The organism is Rufibacter sp. XAAS-G3-1 (assembly GCF_013623775.1).
In the GTDB taxonomy this organism is placed as follows: Bacteria; Bacteroidota; Bacteroidia; order Cytophagales; family Hymenobacteraceae; genus Nibribacter.
Map to the genome: position 1 here is coordinate 200335 of NZ_JABFAM010000005.1, position 18400 is coordinate 218734.

Genomic DNA, 18400 nt, shown 5'->3' on the forward strand with positions numbered 1-18400 from the left:
TATGAAACGAAACTTCTTATTCCAGCTTTTCGCCGGACTGCTGTTCTTCAGCTTTTCGGCCTGCCAGATCATAGATTCTGAGGCCGCGGAAGAGGAAGTCCCGCTGACCGGCGCACAGTGGCTGGCCTATTCTGAAATCCAGTGCGGAGGTAACCCCTGGGGTTACTGCAACACAAACCCAGACACAGAAGTCTGCGTGAAAAAGTATGTGCAAGACCAGGGTTTTACGGTGCTGGAGATGGCCATGGCACCAGCGCCTGCCGGTCTTATTGTCTGTGAAGCCTGTCACTGCCCCTCCGGCCGAACCTTCAACGTAAGGGTACAAGAGCAGGACGTGACCAAACTGTTGGCCGTGGGGTTTAAAAAGGTCGTCTAAAAAAATAATGATTTCACTCGCTCGCGTCCCGCGAGTGTGAGATTAAGTATATTCTTAAAGTTTCAAGGACTTTCGCCTTTCTAACTGAGATATTCGGCTCATTGGAGCACGGCATAACCGTAGTGATGAAAAGACGAAATCCTTCGTTTTTGCTTTGTTTTCCAGAAACTCGGCAAAAATGAAGGCTTTTATTTTGGAGATAATTTAACGACAGGGATTAAAGCAGTTGGCTCAACGCAATCTCAAAGCAGGTTTTGGCAATCTCGGTTTTCTGCGGATGTCGCTCATGGGCTTTCTCCAACGCTTGCCTAATGGTGCGGGAAATATCAGTGAAGATGGCCTCATCAGTGATTTCCACGTCTTGCTCCATCAGATACGCGAACACGCGGGCCATGCCGCAGTTGGCCACAAAGTCTGGGATGACGGAAACCTGCTGATCGGCGAACTCGCCGGTGGCTCCGAAGAAAATCTCTGGATCTTTGAACGGTACGTTGGCCCCGCTGGAAATCACTTCCAGACCGGCCCGCTGCATACGCTCCACCTGATTGGTAGACACCAACCGCGAAGCCGCCGCCGGAATGAAGATTTCCGAAGGCAAATCCCAGATGCGGGCGTTCACTTCCTCAAAAGAGAGCAGGTCATTGGCGAGTAACGAATTGCCCACGCGGTTGAGGAACAATTGGGTGATTTCGTCAAAAGAGAGGCCTTCTTCCTTGATTAAACCACCGGCCCGGTCAATTATACCCACCACTTGCACGCCCTCAGAAGCCAGATAGTAAGCCGCCGCGGCGCCCACGTTTCCCCAGCCCTGGATAATGGCCCGTTTGCCCTCCAGTTCGCCGCCCCACAGTTCATAATAGTGCGAAACGGCTTTGGCTACGCCGTAACCGGTAATCATGTCGGCCACGGTGTATTTGCGGGCGAGGGAAGGGGAGTAGTGGGCATCTTCCAGCACTTTGCTCACGCCTTGGCGCAACTGGCCCAGTTTGTTTATTTTCTGTGGCTCAGTAGCCTTGAAGTGTCCGTTCACAATGCCTTCCTGCGGATGCCAGAGGCCGTATTCCTCGGTAATGGGAATTACCTCATGGATTTCGTCCACGTTCAGGTCGCCGCCGGTGCCATAGTAGTTCTTGAGCAGCGGAAACACCACGCGGTACCAACGTTCCAACACGCCCTGCTTGCGAGGGTCTGCGGGGTCAAAGTTGATGCCTGATTTGGCGCCGCCAATGGCCGGGCCAGAGACCGTGAACTTCACTTCCATGGTTTTCGCCAGAGATTCTACCTCGCGTTTGTCCAGCCCTTTGCGCATGCGCGTGCCGCCCCCGGCCGCCCCACCCCGCAGCGAATTGATGACTACCCAGCCTTCGGCCTCTGTTTCAGAGTCTTTCCACTCAAAGACAATTTCGGGGCGCTTGTTCTCAAATTTGGCCAGTAGGTCTTTCATAGCAGCGTGCGGTGTTTTGGATGTCTGGGTTCAAAGGTACAGGATAACGGTTGTTAGTTAAAAGCTGATGGCGGAAAAGATGCCGATTTGCTGGTAGGTGTAATTTTCGTTTCAAGGCTGTTTTTGGAAAAAGAGGTTTAAAATGCTCTTGCTGCCAGGACATCCTTGAGCCAGCGAAGAAGCTAATGCATGTTCTTTTTATGCACGGAATATGCTGTTCCCTTGGCCGTTTAGTGCTTAGATATTAGTTTGTGCATGCCGTTTGCTGTTCCCTTGGCTTGTCCGCATGGTGCGTGGGTGCAGGTGCACGGAATATGCTGTTCCCTTGGCTTGTCCGCATGGTGCGTGGGTGCAGGTGCGGCTCTTTTCATAGCTTCCGCTAAGCGCTCACGGCCGCGGGGCCCCGTCTTCCCCTCTCGCACTGCCCTTTCGGCCTGGGAAGTCTGTCGCTCTTAGCTATTGTCTGTCCAGGGCCAAAAGCGAGGCGCGCTCGGGCAAGACTGGAACTGGGGAAAGTACTTGTAGAGACCAGGCGCTGCCTTGTCTCTACCACGCATTCCTATCTCCTCCAAAGGCGTATTCCCCTCCTCGGAGAGGTAGGGGTGGGTTTACACCAGCGTATCTACGCATTCCAGAAGCTACTGGTACAGACGCTCGCAAGTCTTTCAGACGCTACGAGGTCTTTTGAGCCGCCGCCATTACTGTGGGCATGCAAAAACTCCCCTCCTAGTTTTAGGAGGGGTGCCCGAAGGGTGGGGTGGTAAAATGCAGTTTGAGCCTCTTTTCAAGAAATCAGCCCTAAAACGCTAGTTCCAGTAGATGGCCCCGCCGCAATTGTCGTGCCGGGCACCGGTGACGCTGCGGAGGCAGTTGGGTTCCTGCCGCCAACGCAGTACCCCCAGAAACGCAAAGATGAGGGCTTCTTTGAAGTTGACCAGTTCGGGCTCCGGCACTACTACGTCATAGGTGGGGCCTAGATAAGATCTGATCTGCTCTACCAGAAACGAATTGAACGCCCCGCCGCCGGTCAGCAGCAAGTTCCCTTTTCCTTGCGGGGTGTATTGGTGCACAGACTGTGCGATTTGCCAGGCAATGTGGTGGCAGGCGGTGTGCAGTTTGTCCTGCACGGAAGCCCTGGATTCCTGTAGGGTGCGCAAACTATGGGTATCGGCCCACTCCTTCCCGATGGATTTGGGAAAAGGAGCCGTGAAATACCTTGGTTCATTGAGCTGGTCGAACAGGGCTTGTTGGAACTGGCCGGAGCGGGCCATTTCCCCGCCTTTGTCATACGGCTGGCCCAGTTGCTCGGCCAGGGGGTTCAAGAGCATGTTGCAGCAGGAGATATCAAACGCCACCCGGTGGTCTTGGCCTTCCTGCGAGATGTTGGAGATGCCGCCCAGGTTCAGACAGAAATCATACTCAGAAAACAGAAGCCGGTCGCCAATGGGGACCAGGGGGGCGCCCTGTCCGCCCAAGGCGATGTCTAGCGTGCGAAAGTCACAGACCACGGGAAGGCTGGCGGCGGCGGCCAGGTACGCGCCACTGCCCACCTGAAACGTGATGTGCAGCTGGGGCTGGTGAAAAACCGTGTGGCCGTGTGAAGCCACAAAATCTACGGCTAACTGGTGGCGTTCAGTGAAGTTCTTCACCAACTCGCCCAGGTAATGGCCATAGGCCCGGTGGGTGGCAATTATTTCGGCGGCGCTCACCTCTGTGAGGCCCGCCAGACGCTGTTCCCAAATATTTGAATATGGAACTGTTTCAGTATTAAGTATTTTATATATCCAATTATCTTCTTTATACGTAAATCTGCAATAAGCCAAGTCAACTCCGTCTAACGAAGTGCCCGACATGATACCTATAACATGGTAAGTCGCCATGCGTTAAAGTAACGTAATGTTCCGGTCCTAAGCAAAACGGGTTTCCCGGCGGGTTTTAAAAGGCGCGGTGGACGCGTTTATTGTAGTACTGTTTTTTGTGTGTCCTTATGAAAAGTTTATTATCCAGAGTGGAATCTAAGAAGATTGATAAGGCGGCGTCCATGCTGAAGGTATTGGCGCACCCCAAAAGGTTGGCCATCGTGGATCTTCTGGGTAAGGAAGACAAGATGACGGTGACGGAGATCTACCAGTACCTGGATCTGCCACAGGCCATCGCCTCCCAGCATCTGATCACGCTCAAAGACAAGGGCGTGCTCTCGTCGTTCAAGGTGGGCACCAAAATCTATTATTCCTTATCTATCCCCAAGCTGATTGATGTGATAGACTGCCTGGAGGAGTGTTGCGGCGATCTGTAGCCTTCCTGTTTGCCTCGTAGTCTCCCCCGCGTCAAGTAAGTAGTCCCCGGAACCGTTTCCAGCCTGTTTTCAAGAAAGTAGGCCAGAAACGGTTTTTATTTTTACCCAGGGGTAGGAATTTACTCTTTGTACTTGAGTACCAACACCGCCGGCACCGGTCGCTGACCTTCTTTGTCTGAGGGTTTGATGGTGTCCTTTCCTTTCACGTACAGCGCACTGGAGCCGCCGCCATCTAAGTTCAAGGCTTCTTGGCAGCCTAAGTCCACCATCAGTTGGGCCAGCTGGTCTAGCGTGGCGCCTTCGGCGATGCCTTTGTTGCGGCCTTCCACCATCAGGATAATCAGTTTGTTGTCGGGTGTGTAGCCCATGACGGTACGGGGGTTGGGGCCTCTGAAACTGGCACCACCACGCATTTCCTCCTCGGCGGTGATGTGCACTTTGCCGTTTTGCACCAGCACCGGGCCTCCGCCCACGGCGGTTTCCGGTTTCCAACGTCTTATGCCTTTAACCGTGCGTTTGGAGGGTTCCGGGGCGGGTTGGCCGTTGGCAGCTGTACCATAGGGCGCGGGCAGTTCCATGGTTTTCTTTTTCTTGCCCACGTTGTACGCCCAGGCCACATCGGCGGTGCGGTTCCGGAAGAACCCGATGGCCCCGGTGGTGGGGTGATACGTGAGCGTGTCAGGGCCTTTGGGGTTTTTGCGCTTTACAGAGGCTTGCGGGGCCAGCACGTTGCCGTTGTGGATGACCAGGTTGAGGTTGCTGTTATCGGCGAAGGAGAAGAACGTGGTGTTCACGACCGCTAGCACGTTGCCGGGTTCCTGGGTATAGTATTGCTGGGGCGTGTACCGCTGGCCGTTGCCTACTCTGGTGAGGACTTCCAGTTTGGGGTCTTTGAGGTCAGCTTCCAGGTAATAGGCTTTAAACGGTTTGCCGTCCAGCGAATCTGCCGTGGAGAACACTTTCACGGAGGCGGGCAGGCCTTGCTGGTGTTCTACGGACGGTGTCCATTTCACTTGGGCGAAACCGGTGCAGGAGAGAAGAACGGCGGTGAGGGAGAGAAGCAGCTTTTTCATGCCGCCAATATAAAGAGTTGGTTTGTGGTTTGGGTAAGGGTGCGGTAACTGTTTTTGGCCTGTTTTCAAGGAATCAGGTCAAAAACGTAGGGGCAATCCCTGGTGGTTGCCCTGGCGTTTGCTGATTTCTGATATCGCAGGACAGGTCGCGACCTGTCCGTACATGCTCTGGGAGATAAAATGGGGGAAGGAAAAGGGCAACCACCAGGGATTGCCCCTACAAGACACAAAAAAAGCGAGATGCTCCTTGAAAGAACATCTCGCTTTTAGGGCTGATTTTATGAAAACAGGCGCTAAACGGAGGCCTCAGAGGACTGTTTCTCTAAATCAAACAAATCAGTGAGGACGTCAATGAGGGTTTCGGCCTCGCCGCGTTTGCAGGCGGCTTTGAGTTGGAGTACCGGCAACTTGATGATTTTCTGCATCATGGATTTGGTGACATCGTCCATGTGCTTGGCTTCCTCCGGCGTAAGCTTTTTCATGAAGCGGGCCATCTCTTCCTGGCGGATGGTTTCCAGGGCGTTTTTGAGTTTCTGGATGGTAGGCGATACGTTCATCTCCTTGCTCCAGTCCTCAAACCCAGCGATGGATTCCTTGATAATCTGCTTTACCTGCGGTACGGCATCCAGGCGGCGCTGTAGGGCTTCAGAGGCTTTGTTCTGGATGGTGTCAATGTTGTACACCAACACCCCCGGAATCTGCTCTATCTGTGGCTCTACGCTGCGCGGAACGCTTAAGTCAATGAAGAATTTGTAGGTTAACACGTTCAGGCGGCTCACCATTTCTTTGGTGAAGAACGGTTCGTCACGGGCCACCGAGGAGATGATGACATCGGCCTCTTTCATGGCTTCTACCAGATTCTCAAACGGAACCATTTCCATGCCGCACTCCTCGGCCAGAATCTCGGCTTTGGCTTTGGTGCGGTTAGAGATTTTCACGTTCTGGAAATCTGAGTCATGCAAGTGGCGGCATACATCGGCCCCAATCTCGCCCAAGCCAACTACCAACACCTTCGGGTTAGGGATATCGGCCGTGAGGCTTTCTACCAATTCCAGGGCAGCGTACGAGGTAGAGGCGGCTCCGTCTCTGAAGGACGTTTCCTGTACCACGCGCTTGTTGGTGAAGAAGATGGTGTGCAGCAGGCGGTGCAGGAACGGGCCGGCGGCCTGGCTGTCCACGCTCCACTGGTAGGCGTGTTTCACCTGGTTGGAAATCTGCATGTCGCCCACCACCTGCGCGTCAAGGCCCATGGCCACGTTGAACAGGTGCTGCACGGCATCTGCGTGCTCATTCACGATGGTGAAGTAGTCCAGGTACTGGGAAATATTGGCAATGCCCTTGCTGATGCCCAACAGTTTCACGATGTCGTGGCTGTAGTCATCATCAGACGTATAATAGACCTCCGTGCGGTTGCACGTGGAAAGCACTAAAATGTCAGTTGCCTGAATGAATTCTTTGAGCGTTTGCAGGAACTGTCGGCACGACCCCTCATCCAAGGCGATAAGCTCTCTTATGTCTAAGGGAGCTTTTTTATGTGAAAGACTGACGGCTCTGAAGTTGTGAAGCATACGGCAGTTTAGAAATAGGATGCAAAATTACGGTGCTTACTTTTAAGAATGAATAATATTCGTATCTTTCTTCTATTTATACACATTACAAATTACGGTACGTAGACGCTTCTTTCTGCTATCTTCGTTTAGGGAGAACACCATCCTTAGACGGACGTATCTGTTCTAGCGTTGCCTTTGTACATGATTCCAACCTCCATTTATTCCAAGAAATCAAGGTTAAAGCTGCTCATCATCGCGATTGCGCTGTTCATTGGCGCGGCCACGGTCATTTACACCAACCTGCTGGTAGCCAAGCTGTCTGAGCGTGAGCAACAGTTGATTGACTTGTACGCCAAGGGGTTGCGCTACATGATTAACGCCGAGATTGACTCTGACAACCTGGTTTTCATTCAGGAGGAAATCATTGACGCGAACCGCTCGGTGCCCGTGATTCAGACCGACGAGAAAGAGAATGTCATCGCCTATAAGAACCTTGATATCCCCGAAAAGATTTCAGAGAGCCGCAAAAAAAGGCTTTTGCAGCGCGAAATAGCCAAGATGAAGGCGCAGCACAAGCCCATTGAGGTCTCTTACCAGCAGGAGTTCAAGAACTACATTTTCTACAAAGATTCTGAGTTGCTCACCCAACTGCGCTACTACCCCTACGTGCAGCTCACGGTCATCGCCTGCCTTTCGGTGATTGCCTACTACGCCTTCAGTTACTCGCGCAAAGCCGAACAGAACCGCGTGTGGGTGGGTCTGGCCAAAGAAACTGCCCACCAGTTGGGCACACCGCTTTCTTCTTTGATGGCCTGGTACGAGTACCTGAAAAGCAGTCCCCGGTTTGAGAACGAGCCTATCATTGACGAACTGGGCAAAGACGTGCGCCGGCTGGAGATTATCACGGAGCGTTTCTCCAACATCGGCTCGGTGCCGGTGCTCAAGGACGAGCCGCTGCAACGCGTGGTAGAAAACGCCATCGGGTACCTGCGCAACCGGGTTTCCAACAAAGTCGCCTTCGCCATAGAGTCTGAGTTTCCGCCCGAGACCACGGCCAAGGTGAACATACCGCTATTTGAGTGGGTGATTGAGAACATCTGCAAAAACGCGGTAGATGCCATGGAAGGCAAAGGCAGCATCACCTTGCGCCTGGTGAAATCCAACATCAAAGACGCCATCGCACTGGACATCCAAGACACTGGCAAAGGCATCCCCAAGACCAAGCAGGAAGAAGTATTTGTGCCCGGCTACACCACCAAGAAACGCGGCTGGGGCTTAGGCTTGGCGCTGGCCAAACGCATTATTGAGAATTACCACCAGGGGCGGCTGTACGTAAAGTCCTCTGAGGTAGGGAAGGGCACCACGTTCAGGGTGGTGTTGAATAGGTAAGGCGTTTTGAGGCCGTTTACAGGGAAACAGGCTTGAAACGGGTTTAGGAGAATAAGCTTTTTATTCTTTGGATCAAGCCTGTCTTCTTGGAGGCCGGTGGTGCGCTTTTGAATTCACGTTTGGGAGAATCAAATCCTGTTACCATCACTTCGCCAATGGATATTGTGTTACTTGTGTTAGAAAATAGCCTGACAATTATGTTGCCGTGTTTAGGGAGGTCTTTTAGATGTATTTCCTGGTATAAATAACCAATATGAGAAAATATAAGGTTTAACTCGTTTTCTGGGAAGGTATCAGGAATAGGTAAGGTGAATTTGCCATCCTTGTCAGTGGAAGCGGCAATAGCTGTGCCTTTAAGAAAGACCGTCACCCCAGGTATGTGTCCTTTTGTGGAAACGTCCAGAACCACACCCTTTACTATTCTGCTACTGTCAATGGTTAACGGCAAGGCTATTTTTGCGAATGTTTTGTTCTTCATGGCTTGAGAACCTTGCTCCAACGCAGGGAAAGAGGTGGATTCCTTGGCCTCGGCGGTCTTTACGCTCAACCAGGCGGCCATACCCAATGCAAAAGCTTGCCAAGTCCAACGCTGCCGGGCTGTTGGTACTCCCCGCATTTCTTTTTCCTGTTGGTCGCTCCGCAGCCGGGCGCACACGCGGCTATCCGCCTTCTCTAGCCAATTTACCACTTCCGCATCAGACATCGCCGTGAAATCCACTACCGTTTTGGAGCAGTTTTGGCAGAAACGGCCCTGAAACGCAGGCGTCATCGCATTCCAATCCTCATGGCAGGGCTGGGGCACAGAAACGGTGAGGCGGCGGGTGGGCATACGGGAGGGGTTTGTCTAAATATACGGGCCTGGCGGCACATTCAGAATATTTTCCTTAACTTTTCCCCTGAATTTCTACACCCAACTATACAAGTGAGTCTAAAAAGTCTTTTCCGCCGCAAGAGTCTGAACGCTGTTTTGCATACCCCGCCCGCCGATGTGGCCGCCCACGTTGGAACGGTAGACGAGGGGCTGGAACGTAATTTAACAGTCCGGGATTTGACCTCCCTGGGTATTGCCGCCATCATTGGGGCCGGTATTTTCAGCACCATCGGCAACGCAAGTTACGAGGGTGGGCCGGCGGTATCCATGCTGTTCGTGTTCACGGCCATCGCGTGCGCGTTCTCGGCGTTGTGCTACGCCCAGTTTGCGGCCACCATTCCGGTGAGCGGCTCGGCGTACACGTACGCGTACACCTCGTTTGGCGAGTTGGCGGCCTGGATTATCGGTTGGGCGCTGATTATGGAATACACGGTGGGCAACATTGTGGTGGCCATCTCGTGGAGTGACTATTTCACCGGCCTCATGAGCGGCATTGGCTGGGATATTCCGGCGTGGCTCACCATGGGCACGCAGAGTGCGCACAAAGGCTACGAAGAGGTAATGGCGCTCTTGCAATCCGGACAACCCTTGTCGGCGGCAGATCCGGTGCAGTTGGAAGCTTATAACACGTGGTTGGCCGCCCCTGACTTTCTGGGCGGGAAACTGGTGGTAGATTTGCCTGCTTTCATGATTAATGCCGTGATTACCGCTTTGGTGTACATTGGCATAAAAGAGTCTAAAAACGCCTCCAACCTGTTGGTGGTGCTCAAAATGATAGTGGTGTTGGTGGTGATTGCGGTGGGTGCTTTCTACGTGAACCCGGCTAACTGGAGTCCGTTTGCGCCCAACGGCATTGGTGGCGTGTTGAAAGGCGTATCAGCGGTATTTTTCGCCTACATCGGGTTTGACGCCATCAGTACCACTGCCGAGGAATGCAAGAATCCGCAGCGCGATTTGCCCCGCGCCATGATTTACGCGCTCATTATCTGTACGGTCTTGTACGTGATTATCACCCTGGTGCTTACGGGTATGGTGCCGTACAAAGAACTAGCCGTGGGCGACCCGTTGGCGTACGTTTTCACGAAAGTAGGCGTAGACTGGTTGGCCGGCGTAGTGGCGGTGAGCGCGATTTTCGCGATGGCCTCGGTGTTGCTGGTGTTCCAGATTGGGCAGCCGCGTATCTGGATGACCATGTCCCGCGACGGTCTGTTGCCGCCCGTCTTCTCTAAAGTGCACCCGCGCTTCAGAACACCGTCTTTCTCCACCTTGGTGACCGGGTTCTTCGTGGGCGTGCCCGCCTTACTCCTGAACATGGATTTAGTGATTGACCTCACCAGCATCGGGACGCTGTTTGCCTTCGCGCTGGTGTGCGGCGGTATTCTGATGATTGACCCGCAGGGCACCTCAGATGCCCGCTTCAAGGTGCCGTACCTGAACGGCAAGTTTCTGGTGCCGCTCATTTTGGTGGTGGCCGGTGTGTTGGTGATGCTCTACAACCGGGTAGCCATAGATGCCTTCTGGGGTGCCGTGGCCTGGAACGGCGGGTATGAAGGGTTCCGACACGAGATTCCTATGCTGTTTTTCCTGATTTCCTGTGTGCTCCTGGCCTGGGTTTCCTTCCGGAAAAACCTGTCTTTGTTGCCAGTGCTGGGCCTTTTGACCAACCTGTACCTCATGACGCAGTTGGGCGTGAATAACTGGATGCTGTTCACCGTCTGGTTGCTGATTGGTCTGGCTATCTACTTCGGGTACAGCTTCAAGCACAGTAAATTGGCCACCCGCACGCAAGCCGGGCAGTAATCCTGTCATCGGCTTTGCCGAAGCCAGTACGAAAAGGGGCTAAAAACGTTTGTAAATATTTCTTTCTTCCTGATCGGGTGGTATCTTGCGGATACTTCGGGCGAGGCGGCGAAAGCAGGCTAAGTGGTGGAGGTGTGTAAGAAAAGTTGAGGCCGTGGTTGAGAGAGATGTTTTAGAAAGTAACCTGCACCTGACGTACCGCAGAGACCTGGACATCCTGTTTCTGCGTTGGTATAGATATCCCACCTCGGCGCAACTGCGCGAAGGCTACCTGTCGGCGTTGGAGATGGCCCGGGAGGTGAAGGCCACCTACTGGATGTTCGACCTGCGCAGCCGCGGCAAGATTTCCGAAGAAGATGAATCCTGGATGCTCCAGACGTTCTTCCCTCAGATTGAAGAGGAGTTTGAGTACCAGGGCTATTTTGCCAACCTGGTCACGCCCACCCACTTTGCCCACATCCGGGATACTATCGGGCTGGATTATCTGGAAAACTACGGCAAGCTGACCCAATTAGGCGTTTTCCAGTCTGAGCAGGAAGCCGTGGCCTGGCTCCTGAAAAGCCGCGCCGACCGCTGAACTTCTCCGCTGTTTCAAGGCTATTTCGCCCGATTCACCAGTAAAACGCCCGCCAGAATCACGGCCATGCCCACGTAGTGCATCAGATGGATGGTTTCGCCATCGGCTACGCCCCAAATCAAGGCCACAATGGGCATGAGGTACGTGGAGGTGCTCGCAAACAGCGTGTTGGTCATGTGGATGAGCTTGTTGTAGAACACCAACCCAATAGCCGTGCTGAACACCGCCAGCAGCGTGATGTAGCCCAACGCCTCCCAGGCCGCCGGTTGCGTGGCCAGTTTCTCAAACGCCGAGGTGGTGCACAGATAAACAAACGCGATAGGCCCCACCGTCAACAACGCCAGACTCGCCATGGTGAGTGGCTTGATGCCCGCCAGGCAGTGCTTGATGACGTTCAGGCTGCCGCCATACAGCACCGTGGCCAGTACCACATACAGACCGTACAACGCATTGGACGAAGTTTCCTGGGCGCTGCCCGAAAATATCAGCACCGCCGTACCCGCAATCCCAATCAAAATGCCTACTACCCGCAGCAGCGTAATCTTCTGCTGAAAGAAGATAGCCCCAATTATGAGGGTGAACAGCGCCGTCAAGGAGTTCAGGACACCCGCCAAGCCACTCGCCAACTGCGTCTCAGCGTAGGCAAACAGAAATGCCGGAATCAAGTTGCCAATCAGCCCGCTTAACAACAGAAACTTCCACTGCCCCGAATTAGGCGCTTTCAGCCCCTTTAACGCGAAGGGCAGCAAGGCCAGCGTGGCAATCGTAATCCGGATAGCGCCCAGTTCATCCGATGAAAAAACGGCCAATCCTTTCTTAATTAGAATAAACGAGGTGCCCCAGATAAGCGCCAGGCCAATCAATATCACCCACGCCAAGGGCGGAGTAGAAGTAGAACTTGTATTAGTAGGGGAAGTAGCAGTAGTGGTAGACACAGAAGTAGCGTACTGAAAATGAAAGGGCAAAGGTAAGGGATGTGCAGGCGTTTTAGCACTGTTTTACTTAAAACGGCTCTGAAACGGGATTGGCACAGACCTGCGAGCGTCTGCGCCAACGACTGATGCCCCGGAAAAACAAAAATCCGTTTCAGAGCCGATTCCCGAGAATCAACCCCGAAACGGATTCCATAAAAAACTACAAAGACCTTACACCTCGGCGTACTCCATAGAATTCGCAATCTCGTCTAAGATGGCGTAAATCTCCTGCGGGTCTTCGGTCTGCACCAGACGGGTGCGGTAGCTTTTTACATTAGGGAGGCCTCTGAAATAGTTGGCGTAATGGCGGCGCATCTCAAAAATGCCCAGGCGCGGGCCTTTCCACTCCAAACCTTTGTCAAAATGCATCTTGCACATGGCAATGCGTTCCTGGATGGTAGGCGGGGCCAGCAACTCGCCGGTTTGCATGTAGTGCTTGATTTCCCTGAAAATCCAGGGGTAACCAATAGAGGCGCGACCCACCATAATACCATCCACGCCGTAGCGCTCTTTGTATTCTATCGCTTTCTCCGGCGTGTCAATATCCCCGTTCCCAAAGATGGGGATTTGGATGCGCGGGTTCTCTTTTATTTTCCGGATTAGCGTCCAGTCAGCCTCGCCTTTGTACATCTGCACGCGGGTGCGGCCGTGTACGGTGAGGGCTTTGATGCCGATGTCCTGCAAGCGTTCGGCCACTTCCTCCACGTTTTTGGTGGAATCATCCCAGCCCAGACGGGTTTTCACGGTCACCGGCAATCCGAACGGTTCTACCGCCTGCACAATGGCCGAGGTCATAGCCACCATCTTGGGGACGTCGCGCAGCAAAGCAGCTCCGGCCCCTTTGCAGGCTACATTTTTCACCGGACAACCGTAGTTGATGTCAATTAAATCAGGCCCTACTTGCGCTGAGATAATCGCCGATTCCCGCATGGAATCAATATCTGAGCCGAAAATCTGGATACCAATGGGTTGCTCGTAATCAAAGATGTCCAGTTTCTGGCGGCTTTTGGCGGCATCCCTAATCAAACCTTCAGAGGAGATGAACTCTGTATACATTAAGTCGGCGCCGTTGGCCTTGCACACCGCCCGGAAGGGAGGGTCGCTGACGTCTTCCATAGGGGCCAGCAGCAGCGGGAAGTCCGGAAGCTCTATCTTGCCGATTTTTACCACGTGATTGAGTTTAAATATTTCGCGTAAATTTACCTCATTAAAACCACTTCGCCTATATGAAAGGTTTCATCTCGCCTAGCCTGCATCCGTTTAAGTCACTTTTGCTGTTTACCGTGTTTGCCATGGCGGGCCTGTTCATCGGGAATTTCCTGGCGATGCTGCTCATTAAACTCTTCTGGGGCTTCGGGCTGATGGACATCTCCAACATGCTGGCCCGTCCCGCAGATTACCCCCAGAGCCGCAGTGCGTTGGTGCTGTTTCAGGGCGTGGTGCACTTGGTGGGTTTTACCATTGCCTCGCTGATGTTCCTGCGCGTGAACGCCCATCGGCCCGCCGCTTTTCTTTCGCCCAGGGCTACGGTGCCGTTTCATCTGCTGTTGGGCAGTGCCGTGCTCATGCTGGTCATTTTGCCGGCTGCCTCCTGGCTGGTGTACTGGAATGCGAATGTTGATTTCCCGCCGTTTTTAGATGCGTTTGAGCAATGGGCCAAGGCTAAGGAAGACCTTCTGCGCGAACTGACGCTGGAATTAACCAAGATAAACACCATTCCGCAGTTGATATTGGGCATGGTGGTGTTTGCGGTGCTGCCCGCCATTGGTGAGGAACTGGCGTTCAGGGGCATTGTGCAAAACGAATTACACCGCTGGTGGAAGAACCCGCACGTCGCCATTTGGGGAGCGGCCATCATCTTCGGGGCCATTCACATGCAGTTCTACGGCGTGGTGCCGCGCATCATGTTGGGCGTGTTGTTTGGCTATCTGTACTGGTGGTCGGGCAATATTTGGGTGCCTATCATTGGACATTTTATGAACAACGGGTTCATGGTGCTCATGATGTTCCTGGCGCAGCGCCGGGCCGTATCCATCAACGTGGAGTCAACGGAGCCGGAGTCTTTGACCTTGTCCCTAATTTCTATGGTGCTGACGGCCGTTCTGCTGTACGGTCTGTACACGGCGTTCCGCCGATTACCGGCCCCGGTGGAAGAGGACACCTCCCGTTTCTAAGCCATTTTAAAGGAATCAGCCCCAAAACAGCCGCCGGAGGTTTTTCTCCGGCCACTAGCAACCTACCAAGCCTTGTCCATGGAAGAAATCAGAAAACCATTGAATAACCTGCAACTGCGCCTATTAGCCGGGGTCATCGGTGGAGCCGTTTTCATTGGTGCCATTTACCTGAGCGAGTGGACGTTCTTCGTGCTGTTTCTGGCGCTCACGGTGCTGGGGTTGCTGGAGTTCTACCGGTTGCTCGCCGCCAAAGGGTTTCAGCCGAACCGGGTGATTGGCGCGTTGCTGGGCGTGGGGTTGTATGTGTTGGGTTTTCTGGTGAAGCGCGGCGATGTCTCCAGTGACTGGCTCTTTTTGCTGCCGCCGGTCATGCTGCTGGCCTTGGTGGCCGAGTTGTACCGCAAAAAAGAGCAGCCTTTCACCAATGTGGCGCTTACGCTGGTGGGTGTTTTTTACATAGCGGCTCCGTTTACCATGCTGCACGTACTGGCTTTTCTGCCAGGCAGATACAGTTGGCAGATTATTCTGGGCGTCATGTTCCTGATTTGGGCCTCAGACACGGGAGCCTACGCCGCCGGGAAAAGCTTTGGGAAAAATAAATTATTTCCGCGTATTTCGCCCGGCAAAACCTGGGAGGGCTGGGTAGGCGGTGTGCTGCTGTCTTTGGGCGTGGCCTGGCTGCTGTCTATGTTTTACCACGATTTAGCACTCTGGCACTGGCTGGGCGTGGCGGTGTTGGTGTCGGTGTTCGGGGTTTTAGGCGATTTGGTGGAATCCATGCTGAAAAGGAGCCTGGACGTGAAAGACTCCGGCACCTTGATTCCGGGCCACGGCGGTATTCTGGATAGGTTTGACAGCCTCATTCTGGTGGTTCCCTTTCTGGTGGCTTTTCTGGAATTGGTGAAATAAATATTACTTCGGGATAAAAAGGGCTAACGTTAGTTTCATGTTATAAATTTGGTAATTTTGCCGCCAATAAACCTCGCAGAATTATCAAATTTATAATTATGGCAGCATACAATAGTAAGATGGCCTACAAAGAACCCGCTCCCATTAAGGACAAGGAGAATCCGTTTGAGTCCATGATGTCCCGTTTCAACATTGCGGCGGAAGTGCTGGGCTTGGATGATGATACCTATGAAGTCCTGAAATCGCCTACCCGTCAGGTAATCGTGAACCTGCCCGTAACCATGGACGATGGCAGCGTGAAAGTTTTTGAAGGTTTCCGGGTAATCCACTCTAATATATTAGGCCCCTCCAAAGGCGGTATCCGCTACGACAAAGGCGTTTTCCTGGACGAGGTGAAAGCCTTGGCCGCCTGGATGACCTGGAAATGTGCCGTGGTGGATATCCCGTACGGCGGTGCCAAAGGCGGTATCATCTGTGACCCTACCTCCATGTCGGCTGGGGAGTTGGAACGCCTGACCCGCGCCTATACCGTGGCTTTGATTGATACCTTCGGCCCAGACCAGGACATTCCGGCCCCCGACATGGGCACCGGGCCAAGAGAGATGGCCTGGCTCATGGATGAGTACTCCAAAACCAAAGGCATGACCGTAAACTCCGTGGTAACCGGTAAACCGTTGGTGTTGGGTGGCTCATTGGGCCGCGTGGAAGCTACCGGTCGCGGCGTGATGGTATCGGCCATGGCCGCCATGGAAGTGCTGGGCATGAACCCTACCCAAACTACGGCGGCGGTACAAGGCTTCGGGAATGTAGGTTCCTGGGCCTCTAAGTTGCTGGCTGAGCGGGGCGTGAAAATCCTGGGCGTAAGTGATGTGAGCGGCGCGTACTGGAATGAGAACGGAATCAATATTGACGAGGCCATCGCTTACAAGAACGCCCACCACGGCCGTCTGGAAGGCTATGCCGGAGCAGAGCCCATCAGCAATGAAGAGATGTTGACCTCCAAGGTTGATTTGCTGGTGCCGGCGGCGGTGGAAGACGTGATCACTGCCCGTAACGCCGACCAGATCCAGGCCCGCCTGATCGTGGAAGGCGCGAACGGCCCAACGTCGGCGAACGCCGATACCATCATCAACGAGAAAGGCATCATGGTGGTGCCGGACATTCTGGCCAACTCGGGCGGGGTGACGGTTTCCTACTTTGAGTGGGTGCAGAACCGCCTGGGTTACAAATGGAGCCTGGACATGGTGACCGAACGCTCTGACCGGATTATGACCGAGGCCTTCAAGAAAGTGTACGCCACCTCCCAGAAATACAACGTGCCCATGCGGATTGCCGCCTACATTGTGGCCATTGACAAAGTGGCCCAGACCTATAAATTCCGGGGCGGTTTTTAAGCAGCGTTTCCCTTAGGAACGATTAATGACAACTAATCTTGCCGCCTCTCGTCTTTTTTTAGACAGGAGGCGGTTTTTTTTATATTTTTGCTGTTCAGCCCAACGCGTGTCTAATGAAGATTCATAAAGAAGGACGAAAGATTCTGTTTTTTACCCTGTTAGGATTGCTGGTCGTAAACATGGCGCTTTACTACTTCAACAGCGAGCACGTAACATTCAACAGAATCTTCTCCGGCGTTTCGTTTGTCGTTTTTCTGCTCATCCTGCAGTTTTTCCGCAGCCCTTACCGTAACCTGCTCCTGCATGAAGACCTGGTAGTGGCGCCCGCCGATGGCAAAGTGGTGGTGATTGAGAACGTGGAAGAGCCTGAGTACTTCAACGATGTACGCAAGCAGATTTCCATCTTCATGTCGCCCATCAACGTGCACATCACGCGGAACCCGGTGTCTGGCGTGGTGAAATATTTCAAGTACCACCCGGGCAATTACCTGGTGGCCTGGCACCCCAAATCCAGCACCAAGAACGAGCGCACCACGGTGGTGGTAGAATCACTGGCCGGCCCCGAAGTGCTGTTCCGCCAGATTGCCGGCGCCATGGCCCGCCGCATTGTCTGGTACGTGACCGAGGGCGATGAAGTAAACCAGGGCGAGGAGTTCGGGTTCATCAAGTTCGGTTCCCGCGTAGACATCTTTGTGCCCGTAGACACCGAAGTGAAAGTACAACTTGGTCAGAAAACCAAAGGCGGCCAAACCGTCATCGCGCAACTGAAAACGAAGCCTTCCGGGTCATTCTTCGGGTAGCCTTTTAGTATCAAGTAGCACGTATCACGTAGCAAGACTTTTTTAAATTGATAAAAAACGAAGAAGCCTCCTCCGGTAAGGAAGAGGCTTCTCTGTTTCAGGGCTGTTTTCAAGGAAACGGCCTCGAAACGCAATGGCGCAACAAGCAAGTACTATTGATGTAAGCCCAATAAGCCTCTTCCGGTAGGAACGCGGCCTCTTCGTTTCAAGGTTGTTTCCCTTGAAACGGGCCTGAAACGCAAATTCAGAAGTCATGCTAAGCACTACCTGATACTAGCCTCAGAACCAGTTCTCGGCCAGCTTCATGAGCTGCTCCAGGAACTTCCGGTCTACGGCATCGAAGTCATTGAGGCGGTCGCTGTCCACGTCCAGCACCATTTTCACTTCGCCGTCTTTGAGCACCGGCACCACAATCTCAGACTTGGAGGCGCTGCTGCAGGCAATGTGCCCCGGGAAAGCCTCCACGTCCGGGACCACAATGGTCTCGCGGCGGGTATAACAGGCCCCGCACACGCCCCGGCTGAACGGAATGCGGGTACAGGCCACCGGCCCCTGGAACGGCCCCAGCACCAGTTGGTCTTCCTTCACCAGGTACACGCCCACCCAGAAAAACCCGAAGGTCTGCTTCAGGGCGGCCATCACGTTGGCAAGGTTCGCGATTAAGTCGGTTTCTCCGGCTACCAGCGCTTCTATCTGGGGAAGCAATGCCTGGTATTTTTCTTCTTTGGAGAGGGTATCGTCAATGAATAGGTCTTCGGCCATGGAGTAATGTG

17 protein-coding genes are annotated in these 18400 nt (G+C 53.5%); 9 read left to right on the top strand and 8 right to left on the bottom strand.

Annotated elements, in window-relative coordinates; genetic code table 11:
• Position 1 precedes the first annotated feature (1 nt).
• Positions 2-376, top strand: coding sequence for a hypothetical protein (locus HHO50_RS05195; protein ID WP_181304939.1), 375 nt, complete (start codon positions 2-4; stop codon positions 374-376).
• A 217-nt stretch (positions 377-593) separates the two neighbouring features.
• Here HHO50_RS05195 and HHO50_RS05200 read toward each other — a convergent pair whose 3' ends face one another.
• Together HHO50_RS05200 and HHO50_RS05205 are read right to left on the bottom strand one after the other, a co-directional pair.
• Entirely contained in the window at positions 594-1820 is a 1227-nt protein-coding gene (locus HHO50_RS05200; protein WP_181304940.1) for a Glu/Leu/Phe/Val dehydrogenase dimerization domain-containing protein, read from the bottom strand.
• Positions 1821-2626: 806 nt separating this feature from the next.
• Positions 2627-3700: an anhydro-N-acetylmuramic acid kinase gene (locus tag HHO50_RS05205; RefSeq protein WP_181304941.1), complete on the bottom strand. Its 1074-nt coding sequence runs from the start codon at positions 3698-3700 to the stop codon at positions 2627-2629.
• A 107-nt stretch (positions 3701-3807) separates the two neighbouring features.
• On the opposite strand from HHO50_RS05205, the gene HHO50_RS05210 reads away from it, so the two are divergent.
• Positions 3808-4116: a helix-turn-helix transcriptional regulator gene (locus HHO50_RS05210; protein WP_066830613.1), complete on the top strand. Its 309-nt coding sequence runs from the start codon at positions 3808-3810 to the stop codon at positions 4114-4116.
• 119 nt (positions 4117-4235) lie between these two features.
• On the opposite strand, the gene HHO50_RS05215 is transcribed toward HHO50_RS05210, so the two are convergent.
• Both HHO50_RS05215 and hemA read right to left on the bottom strand, forming a co-directional pair.
• Positions 4236-5189 carry a phosphodiester glycosidase family protein gene (locus tag HHO50_RS05215; protein WP_181304942.1) on the bottom strand — a complete coding sequence of 318 codons (954 nt, stop codon included), beginning with the start codon at positions 5187-5189 and terminating at the stop codon, positions 4236-4238.
• A gap of 293 nt (positions 5190-5482) precedes the next feature.
• The gene (gene hemA / locus HHO50_RS05220; protein WP_181304943.1) at positions 5483-6757 is read right to left on the bottom strand and encodes a glutamyl-tRNA reductase; all 1275 of its coding nucleotides are present in this window, start codon (positions 6755-6757) and stop codon (positions 5483-5485) included.
• Between the two features lie 183 nt (positions 6758-6940).
• Between hemA and HHO50_RS05225 the strand changes: the two genes are divergently transcribed.
• Entirely contained in the window at positions 6941-8128 is a 1188-nt protein-coding gene (locus HHO50_RS05225) for a HAMP domain-containing sensor histidine kinase (protein ID WP_181304944.1), read from the top strand.
• Positions 8129-8171: 43 nt separating this feature from the next.
• Here HHO50_RS05225 and HHO50_RS05230 read toward each other — a convergent pair whose 3' ends face one another.
• Positions 8172-8957, bottom strand: coding sequence for a carboxypeptidase-like regulatory domain-containing protein (locus HHO50_RS05230; protein ID WP_181304945.1), 786 nt, complete (start codon positions 8955-8957; stop codon positions 8172-8174).
• A 93-nt stretch (positions 8958-9050) separates the two neighbouring features.
• Between HHO50_RS05230 and HHO50_RS05235 the strand changes: the two genes are divergently transcribed.
• On the top strand, positions 9051-10799 hold the full coding sequence (locus HHO50_RS05235; RefSeq protein WP_370457523.1) for an amino acid permease: 1749 nt from the start codon (positions 9051-9053) through the stop codon (positions 10797-10799).
• A gap of 154 nt (positions 10800-10953) precedes the next feature.
• Positions 10954-11376 carry a hypothetical protein gene (locus HHO50_RS05240; RefSeq protein ID WP_181304947.1) on the top strand — a complete coding sequence of 141 codons (423 nt, stop codon included), beginning with the start codon at positions 10954-10956 and terminating at the stop codon, positions 11374-11376.
• Positions 11377-11396: 20 nt separating this feature from the next.
• Here the strand turns inward: HHO50_RS05240 and HHO50_RS05245 are convergent, their stop codons facing one another.
• Complete coding sequence (locus HHO50_RS05245; RefSeq protein ID WP_255478608.1) at positions 11397-12341, bottom strand: DMT family transporter; 945 nt, start codon at positions 12339-12341, stop codon at positions 11397-11399.
• A 180-nt stretch (positions 12342-12521) separates the two neighbouring features.
• Complete coding sequence (dusB, locus tag HHO50_RS05250) at positions 12522-13520, bottom strand: tRNA dihydrouridine synthase DusB (protein ID WP_181304948.1); 999 nt, start codon at positions 13518-13520, stop codon at positions 12522-12524.
• A gap of 56 nt (positions 13521-13576) precedes the next feature.
• Between dusB and HHO50_RS05255 the strand changes: the two genes are divergently transcribed.
• The 4 genes from HHO50_RS05255 (at position 13577) to HHO50_RS05270 (ending at position 17627) form a co-directional block, all read left to right on the top strand.
• Positions 13577-14524 carry a CPBP family intramembrane glutamic endopeptidase gene (locus tag HHO50_RS05255; protein ID WP_181304949.1) on the top strand — a complete coding sequence of 316 codons (948 nt, stop codon included), beginning with the start codon at positions 13577-13579 and terminating at the stop codon, positions 14522-14524.
• Between the two features lie 78 nt (positions 14525-14602).
• Complete coding sequence (locus HHO50_RS05260) at positions 14603-15433, top strand: phosphatidate cytidylyltransferase (protein ID WP_181304950.1); 831 nt, start codon at positions 14603-14605, stop codon at positions 15431-15433.
• Between the two features lie 119 nt (positions 15434-15552).
• The gene (locus HHO50_RS05265; protein WP_181305253.1) at positions 15553-16827 is read left to right on the top strand and encodes a Glu/Leu/Phe/Val dehydrogenase; all 1275 of its coding nucleotides are present in this window, start codon (positions 15553-15555) and stop codon (positions 16825-16827) included.
• A gap of 113 nt (positions 16828-16940) precedes the next feature.
• Positions 16941-17627 carry a phosphatidylserine decarboxylase family protein gene (locus HHO50_RS05270; protein WP_181304951.1) on the top strand — a complete coding sequence of 229 codons (687 nt, stop codon included), beginning with the start codon at positions 16941-16943 and terminating at the stop codon, positions 17625-17627.
• A 279-nt stretch (positions 17628-17906) separates the two neighbouring features.
• Here the strand turns inward: HHO50_RS05270 and HHO50_RS05275 are convergent, their stop codons facing one another.
• On the bottom strand, positions 17907-18389 hold the full coding sequence (locus HHO50_RS05275; RefSeq protein ID WP_181304952.1) for a GAF domain-containing protein: 483 nt from the start codon (positions 18387-18389) through the stop codon (positions 17907-17909).
• Positions 18390-18400 lie beyond the last annotated feature (11 nt).

What these genes read in the sequence shown, in the direction of transcription:
- hemA (WP_181304943.1), bottom strand. Translation starts at nt 6,757, where the DNA reads ATGCTTCACAACTTCAGAGCCGTCAGTCTTTCACATAAAAAAGCTCCC.
- HHO50_RS05270 (WP_181304951.1), top strand. Translation starts at nt 16,941, where the DNA reads ATGAAGATTCATAAAGAAGGACGAAAGATTCTGTTTTTTACCCTGTTA.
- HHO50_RS05195 (WP_181304939.1), top strand. Translation starts at nt 2, where the DNA reads ATGAAACGAAACTTCTTATTCCAGCTTTTCGCCGGACTGCTGTTCTTC.
- HHO50_RS05260 (WP_181304950.1), top strand. Translation starts at nt 14,603, where the DNA reads ATGGAAGAAATCAGAAAACCATTGAATAACCTGCAACTGCGCCTATTA.
- HHO50_RS05265 (WP_181305253.1), top strand. Translation starts at nt 15,553, where the DNA reads ATGGCCTACAAAGAACCCGCTCCCATTAAGGACAAGGAGAATCCGTTT.
- HHO50_RS05210 (WP_066830613.1), top strand. Translation starts at nt 3,808, where the DNA reads ATGAAAAGTTTATTATCCAGAGTGGAATCTAAGAAGATTGATAAGGCG.
- HHO50_RS05255 (WP_181304949.1), top strand. Translation starts at nt 13,577, where the DNA reads ATGAAAGGTTTCATCTCGCCTAGCCTGCATCCGTTTAAGTCACTTTTG.
- HHO50_RS05205 (WP_181304941.1), bottom strand. Translation starts at nt 3,700, where the DNA reads ATGGCGACTTACCATGTTATAGGTATCATGTCGGGCACTTCGTTAGAC.
- HHO50_RS05215 (WP_181304942.1), bottom strand. Translation starts at nt 5,189, where the DNA reads ATGAAAAAGCTGCTTCTCTCCCTCACCGCCGTTCTTCTCTCCTGCACC.
- HHO50_RS05225 (WP_181304944.1), top strand. Translation starts at nt 6,941, where the DNA reads ATGATTCCAACCTCCATTTATTCCAAGAAATCAAGGTTAAAGCTGCTC.
- HHO50_RS05230 (WP_181304945.1), bottom strand. Translation starts at nt 8,957, where the DNA reads ATGCCCACCCGCCGCCTCACCGTTTCTGTGCCCCAGCCCTGCCATGAG.
- HHO50_RS05200 (WP_181304940.1), bottom strand. Translation starts at nt 1,820, where the DNA reads ATGAAAGACCTACTGGCCAAATTTGAGAACAAGCGCCCCGAAATTGTC.
- HHO50_RS05275 (WP_181304952.1), bottom strand. Translation starts at nt 18,389, where the DNA reads ATGGCCGAAGACCTATTCATTGACGATACCCTCTCCAAAGAAGAAAAA.